8 protein-coding genes are annotated in these 6,350 nt (G+C 40.9%); 5 read left to right on the top strand and 3 right to left on the bottom strand.

All coding sequences use genetic code 11. The annotated features are described in order from the left end of the window. Positions 1 to 220 (bottom strand): UPF0175 family protein (locus ACE1CM_RS35090; RefSeq protein WP_374883524.1); only part of this gene is annotated, 220 nt, incomplete at its 3' end. Between the two features lie 792 nt (positions 221 to 1,012). Here ACE1CM_RS35090 and ACE1CM_RS35085 point away from each other — a divergent pair. From ACE1CM_RS35085 to ACE1CM_RS35065, 5 genes are all read left to right on the top strand, one after another. Then, on the top strand, positions 1,013 to 2,044 hold the full coding sequence (locus ACE1CM_RS35085) for a hypothetical protein (protein ID WP_374883523.1): 1,032 nt from the start codon (positions 1,013 to 1,015) through the stop codon (positions 2,042 to 2,044). A gap of 541 nt (positions 2,045 to 2,585) precedes the next feature. Continuing rightward, entirely contained in the window at positions 2,586 to 2,855 is a 270-nt protein-coding gene (locus ACE1CM_RS35080) for a DUF29 domain-containing protein (RefSeq protein WP_374883522.1), read from the top strand. 67 nt (positions 2,856 to 2,922) lie between these two features. Continuing rightward, positions 2,923 to 3,168, top strand: a complete 246-nt coding sequence (locus ACE1CM_RS35075) for a DUF29 family protein (protein WP_374883521.1) — start codon at positions 2,923 to 2,925, stop codon at positions 3,166 to 3,168. 1,218 nt (positions 3,169 to 4,386) lie between these two features. After that, a complete protein-coding gene (locus ACE1CM_RS35070) occupies positions 4,387 to 4,722 on the top strand; it encodes a hypothetical protein (RefSeq protein WP_374883520.1) in 336 nt (111 codons plus the stop codon). A gap of 236 nt (positions 4,723 to 4,958) precedes the next feature. Then, positions 4,959 to 5,597, top strand: a complete 639-nt coding sequence (locus ACE1CM_RS35065; protein ID WP_374883519.1) for a hypothetical protein — start codon at positions 4,959 to 4,961, stop codon at positions 5,595 to 5,597. Between the two features lie 370 nt (positions 5,598 to 5,967). Here ACE1CM_RS35065 and ACE1CM_RS35060 read toward each other — a convergent pair whose 3' ends face one another. Together ACE1CM_RS35060 and ACE1CM_RS35055 are read right to left on the bottom strand one after the other, a co-directional pair. Continuing rightward, complete coding sequence (locus tag ACE1CM_RS35060) at positions 5,968 to 6,117, bottom strand: hypothetical protein (protein WP_374883518.1); 150 nt, start codon at positions 6,115 to 6,117, stop codon at positions 5,968 to 5,970. Next, positions 6,110 to 6,350 (bottom strand): UPF0175 family protein (locus ACE1CM_RS35055; protein ID WP_374883516.1); only part of this gene is annotated, 241 nt, incomplete at its 5' end. The genes ACE1CM_RS35060 and ACE1CM_RS35055, both read right to left, overlap by 8 nt.

The raw sequence follows: 6,350 nt of genomic DNA, 5'->3' as shown, positions 1-6,350 counted from the left end.
TGGGTGGAGTGATGATATTACGGGATGCCAGCAATTGGTAGAAGTCATCGTTCGATATTCCGATTAGTTTGGCTGCTTGTTCAAGGTGAATGCGCTGTTGCTGATAAAGCATAATAGCGATTTCCTGGAGCATTTCTGCTTTAGTCATTTTGGCTGTTTGCAAGAGTTCGGTGGGGAGAGTGAGGATCGTAGCAGTTTCGTTGAGTGGCGCTAGCTTCATTCTAGCTTCGGTTACAGACTTCAACTCTACTTACGTATATTATAAGTGATTAAGTTTACATAATATTACTTATTATTAGTATTTAACTTTGGTCATATATAAAGATTGTGTAAAGCTTAACCCTAAGTTGGCATCTACTTATAGATAGATTTTACTTATAAGTCAACCTGTTGCTCTTACGAACAAATACTTAATTTATTGACTAATAAAAGGAAAATTATTCAAAAGTTAGTTAAAATTACTGAGACGTATGACTGGCAAAGGGTTTATTTAACAGAATTCCTAGTAAATATATTCCGTTTTTTCTCGGAGACAAACTTAAACAGATATAGGAAAATATAATTTATTACATAACTTTAATATATAAAAAATTCATGAAGCATTGTTTTTATGATTTATTCAATAGTATTGTTACTGACATAGGAAAAGGAAAGCCTTAAAGCCTTACTCCGTACAAATAAGTAAAGCGATTCGCATATCGACTCGCCTGACCAACTACGCAGAATCTACTTAGATAGATAACTGCGAAGAGCAAGAGCATCTAAATCGATCGTGTGTGCGATCGCGTCAAGCATTATTGAGTAAATACATCAGGTTTAAAGAGAGCGATTCCCATATCGCCTCGGTTGACAAACTATGCAGAATCTATTTAGTTAGATAACTGCGAATACAGGAAAAGCAGGTGTATCTGCGTTGAGCGTTTGTGCGATCTCGTCAACAATTGCTGAATAAATACATCAGGTTTAGGGATTCCCATCTAATAACTAAATTTTCGTCAATCATTTTTGTAGCATGAAAACGCAATACAGTTTAAAAATTGGTTTAGGATTAGTAGCCATTGCAACGACTCAATTTGCTACAGTTCAAAATGCATTAGCAATTGCTATTGCTAGCGATTATTGGTTTGGTTCTGAAGAAGTTATTGTCTTCAAAAACGCTTCATTTCCGCCGAATGCTGTTCCGTCAAATTTCAATTTTTTATACAGACACTGGGGAGATGGGACAGCCCCACCTCCATTTCCTGTTCTCAAAAAAACGGGTGTCAAACCTCCATTTCCTGGTTGGGCTGGAACAACTGAATCGGATAGCCACACAACTACTCATCCTAAAGGTTCTCAATCAATAAGTAAATGGCACTTGACTTTTTCCACTGCCTTTTCTCCAACAGGCAAGTTCCCACAAATTGCTGGATCTCTCACTTCCATAGCAGATGCAGCAAATTTTACGTGGGGTTCTTCAGCAAATACTGAGACAGATTGGACTGATCCTTTTACGTTTACAGTTCCTGCGAATACAGAAGTAACTATTGGAGTAAAGCATCAATTCAAAAACGATCCAAGTGTTAATTCCAATACATTTGTAAGTTTTACTCCCGATGCTCCTAACGAGACTGGTGGAGGTTTTATATCACGCTATTTTACTGGCAATTTGACCGATGAATCTGGTAATTTTGGAAGAGAAAAAGTTTTACAGTTCCTTCAGATAGGGTCTTCGTTAAGTGATATTAGCTTTCTTCTTGGCGATGATGTAAGCTTGGATGATGGTTACTCAGTCTTGCAAAAGAAGCAACAATTAATTGATGCTCATTCAGAAAATAATTGGTCACTCGATCTAGGTGATTCAATCTTATTTGACTTTACCTGGACAATACCTGCTGTGGATTATGAGCGTGAAGCGACACTTAATATGGGTGGAAAAGTCTTTGCGGCTGAGTCAATACCTGAACCATCTTTTACCTTGAGCTTACTCACGTTTTTCAGTCTAGGCGCAGCCTCAACTCTCAAACGCAAACTGAAGTCCGCCAAATCAACCGAAAAAGCATAATAGCAATTTCCTGGAGCATTTCTGCTTCAGTCATTTTGGCTGTTTGCAATAGTTCAGTGGGAAGAGTGAGACTCATAGCAGTTTCGTTGAGTGGCGGTAACTTCATTCTAGCTTTGGTTACAGGTAGATTTGGGGGATGCTATTGGCGTGATTCAGCTGAGAGAAAAAATGCGCTCGCTGTTTACTCCTCCAATATCCGATCAAAGAGCGTACGCGTAATCTCGTCCTTTGATAGAGAAATGCGATCGCGCCAGCGTGCCGGAGGCATATCGCACTTACTCAGAGATTTCCACAAGAGGTGCGATCTCACCACCCCCCATCGCACCACCTCCCAAACGAGTGATATCAAATCCGCTTTTATTACCCCCTTGATGCCGAACGACGCGCATTCGCGGCTACACAAACTTTGACCGCCTGCGCGGTCTGTAAGAATAAAGGGGGTTGTTAACCCGGATTTGGTATGAAGCGATCCTGATTAAGCATCAGCCACTATCTTTTGTGGCAAGTTGTTATGATGTATCAAGCCTTGCCAATCTAAGAAATGAGCTTGACACCCTCTCTTTACGAAACCGACTTCTACGCCTGGACACAAGAGCAAGTAAAGCTCTTGTCTGAAGGTAAGTGGCATCAGCTTGACTTGAAAAATATTATCGAAGAGATCGAAAGTTTGGGGAAGCAGGAACGTCAGCAATTGCGGAACCGTTTGGGGGTGCTTTTGGGGCATTTGCTGAAATGGCAATTCCAGAGGACTCATCGCAGTAAAAGCTGGTTGGCAACGCTTTGGGAACAGCACCGCCGTCTGACTAAGTAGGTGAATATAAATAAACTCACCACAATGGCGGCAGGAGTGTCGCCCACCCCACAAAACCTTCAATCTCTTGTGGGGTGGGCGTCTCGCCCGCCATTGTAGGGATAGCTATTTTCACTTTATTTACCTGCACCTACTTATTCTGCTTGAAGAAAATCTGAGTCTTAAACCATACCCGAGTGAAGTGCTGGCAATTTCTTACGCACTAGGCACTGACTTAGTGGTTCAAGAAACGCCTCTCGATTACGACGATTTGCCTGAAGTTTGTCCCTACACTTTGGAGCAAGGTCTAAATGATGAGTTCTTGCCGGAGTGAATCGGGCGATCGCACTATTTGTAGGATGCCCTGGGCGATCGCTAACGTATCAACCACCCTATTTAGTGTCGCTGCGTAAGTCCTGGTGAAGCTACTGGACATAATATTGCATCTTTTGTAGAAGACAACCGGGGGTAGGAGCTTTGGAGCTCCAAAGCTCCTACTGAATCGAAAACTGCTGTATTCCACCAAGTCACAAACTGCTATAAAGCACCATCGATCGTCAAAATTCAAGGTTGCCTGCGGCGCTTCTCAGTATCAATATTTTACTTTGTTCATATATAAAAATTGTGTAAAGTTTAACTCTGAGTGGGCATCTACCTCTAGATATATTTAAGTTATAAGTCTACGTGTTTCTGTCCTTCTTAAGTCATGGATTTTTCAGCCATATACATATTTATTAATTAATATTATTAATTATTAATTAAATTGTATATTTAATAAAGTTTTGTAAAATTAAGTGAAAATTACTGAGATGTACAACTGGCAAAGAATTTAGCTAACAGAAGTCCTAGTAAATCGATTCCGTGTTTTCTCGGAGAACAACTTAAACTGATATAGGAAGCTATAAGTTGTTACATAAATTGACTATATAAATAATTCATGAAGCATGGTTTTTATGATTTATGCAATGTTATTGTTACTGACATAGGAAAAGTAAAGCCTTAAAGCCTTACTCGCTACTAACAACGAAAGCGATTCACATATCGCCTCGCCTGACCAAATACGCAGAAACTACTTAGATAGATAACTGGGAAAAGCAAGAGCATCGGCGTTGCTAGTGTGTGCGATGGCGCCAAACCTTGCTGAGTAAATACATCAGGTTTAAAGAGAGCGATTCGCAGATCGCCTCGCCTGACCAACTACGCAGAATCTATAAAGGTTAGATAACTGCGAAGACAAGAAAAGCAAGTGTATCTGCGTTGCTAGTTTGTGCGATATGCCTCCCAACCGAAAGCGCGAACGCGCCAAACCTTGCTGAGTAAATACATCAAGTCTCAATTGACAGAAAGTTATAAAAAGACACATGAAAGGAGTGAAATGATGAATATTTAAACAAAAATAATGAAGCTATTTACAACCCTTTAAATGCCAATACATGCTATGGAATAAATCTTAGAATTACTCCATAGATTCCACAGGAAGTTCCTAAAAACCCTGGTGAGAAAGTTGAATTCCTCGTTCAAGGCTTTGATTTTAAACCAGGTGAAATTATCAGTGGATATAATTTGGCAATTAATTTTGATGGTGCAGAACTTGCTAATCCAAGGTGGTCAGCAGTTGCAATTTTATGAGTCGGGGAAATACATCACTAATTCAGAAACTCTTGCTAGACTAACGTTTGATGTAATATCAACGTTCAAAGATAGGAAATCAGATGTTTGGTTGACGAATTTTACTGTTAAATATCCGAAATACGAGATATTTACTGGGAGCGAGATAAAGGTTGGTAACGGCACCACTTATGGGATGGCACACAGCGTGATAAATGGGGCAGATGTTCTGTTCCCGAATCCTCTTCCGTCCTCGACTTCCTTGCCCTCGCCACACTAGGCGCAGCTTCAACCCTCAATCCCAAACGAAAGCTCTCCCAATCAACCGATAAAAAAACTGAAAAAGTCTCCTAAAAACTAGCAACAGCATACCTCAATTACTCCTTGATTGAGTCATAACAAGGAAAGCGATTCGTACATCGCCTCGCTTTCCCAAATACGCAATAAGGAGTTGCTAAAGCATAGTTTTGATGATTAAGTCATCTCCAATCTTTATTAGTTTACTAGGATCTGATCATGAACCTTACTCGTTTTTTATTCCAGCCCATCTTGTCTATTACTACCACCGTAGTAACAGCTTGTGCGATCGTCGCCCCAAGTCAGGCAGCTGATATTATATTTTCTAGCCCTGGTGTGTTAGCAGGCATAAATGGAGTTTCCTTTACTTTGCCCAGCACAGGCGTATCAAATATATACAATATTACTTTGGAACGGGGAACTGTAACTAGCGTATTCGGTACACCGCCAAAGTTCGATCTGTTAAATCAAATAGATGCTGGGGATGCTATAAACCAATCAGTCCAAGGGATCAACCTTTTTTTATCAAGGACTGGAGCAACAGAACTTTGGTTTGAATCCGTTGGAACCAAGGTATTCTATTTACCGTATGAGATTGATCGAAATAGTGGACTTGTTAAAACATCTAGAAATAGATATGCTACCACTGCAGAGGCTAGTTTTATAGACATTTTGCCTGAGGAAAATGTAGTCTATGCACGTCTCCATCCCGTTTCCGTACCTGAACCTTCTACATTCCTTGACATCCTAGTAGTCGGTGCTTTGGGTACAGTCCTGAAGGGAAAACGAAAGCTCTCCAAATCAACCGAGAAAGAAATGGAGCTGGAAGGATTTGTAACAAATCGCGCTCGCACTTAAACCACTGTGAAAAAGCGATCGCTTTTGGGATGAGGTTACGGTGCGTACGCTATTTACTCCTCAAATATCCGAGCAAAGAGCGTACGCATAACCTCGTCGTTTGATAAAAAGATGCGTTCGCGCTTTCGGTTGGGAGGCATATCGCATTCTGTTATAAAGTCTTGATAATGCTTCTAGGATTCATCAAGATAATATCTCGAATTTGGTTCGCTGCGATGTCAGTCTGCTCGGATTTGGCGTAGATGACGATCGTAAGGATACAAGTGTTATCTTTGAGTTGGTAGATAACACGATATCCGCTACTTTTGCCCTTTTGGATGTTGCTGTTTTTGAGGAGAACTTTGAAGACAGCATAGCCTATTCCAGAGATTTAATCGCCGATGAAGTTTCCTACCTGAAGGTCGTCAATTAACGGTTGTAGGTCAGTGCGAATACTGCGATAGCGTTTGGCGAGGGTGCGAAGTCGCGCTTTGAAATCATCGGAGAAAAGTATTTGAATCGAGGGGATTTCTTCAGACATCTATGCCATCCCACAGTTGAGAGATGGGATGTACTTTGCCTTCTTTAGCTTGCTGAAGGGAGGTGCGGAAGCTGGCGAGGATAAGTTCGTTGGGTTCGTCGTCGGGGTCAGTGGGTGGAGTGATGATATTACGGGATGCCAGCAATTGGTAGAAGTCATCGTTCGATATTCCGATTAGTTTGGCTGCTTGTTCAAGGTGAATGCGCTGTTGCTGATAAAGCATAATAGCGATT

The organism is Microseira sp. BLCC-F43 (assembly GCF_041929235.1).
GTDB lineage: Bacteria > Cyanobacteriota > Cyanobacteriia > Cyanobacteriales > Aerosakkonemataceae > Microseira.
Note: the sequence above shows the minus strand (reverse complement) of the source record. Positions and strands in the feature narration are given on the sequence as shown.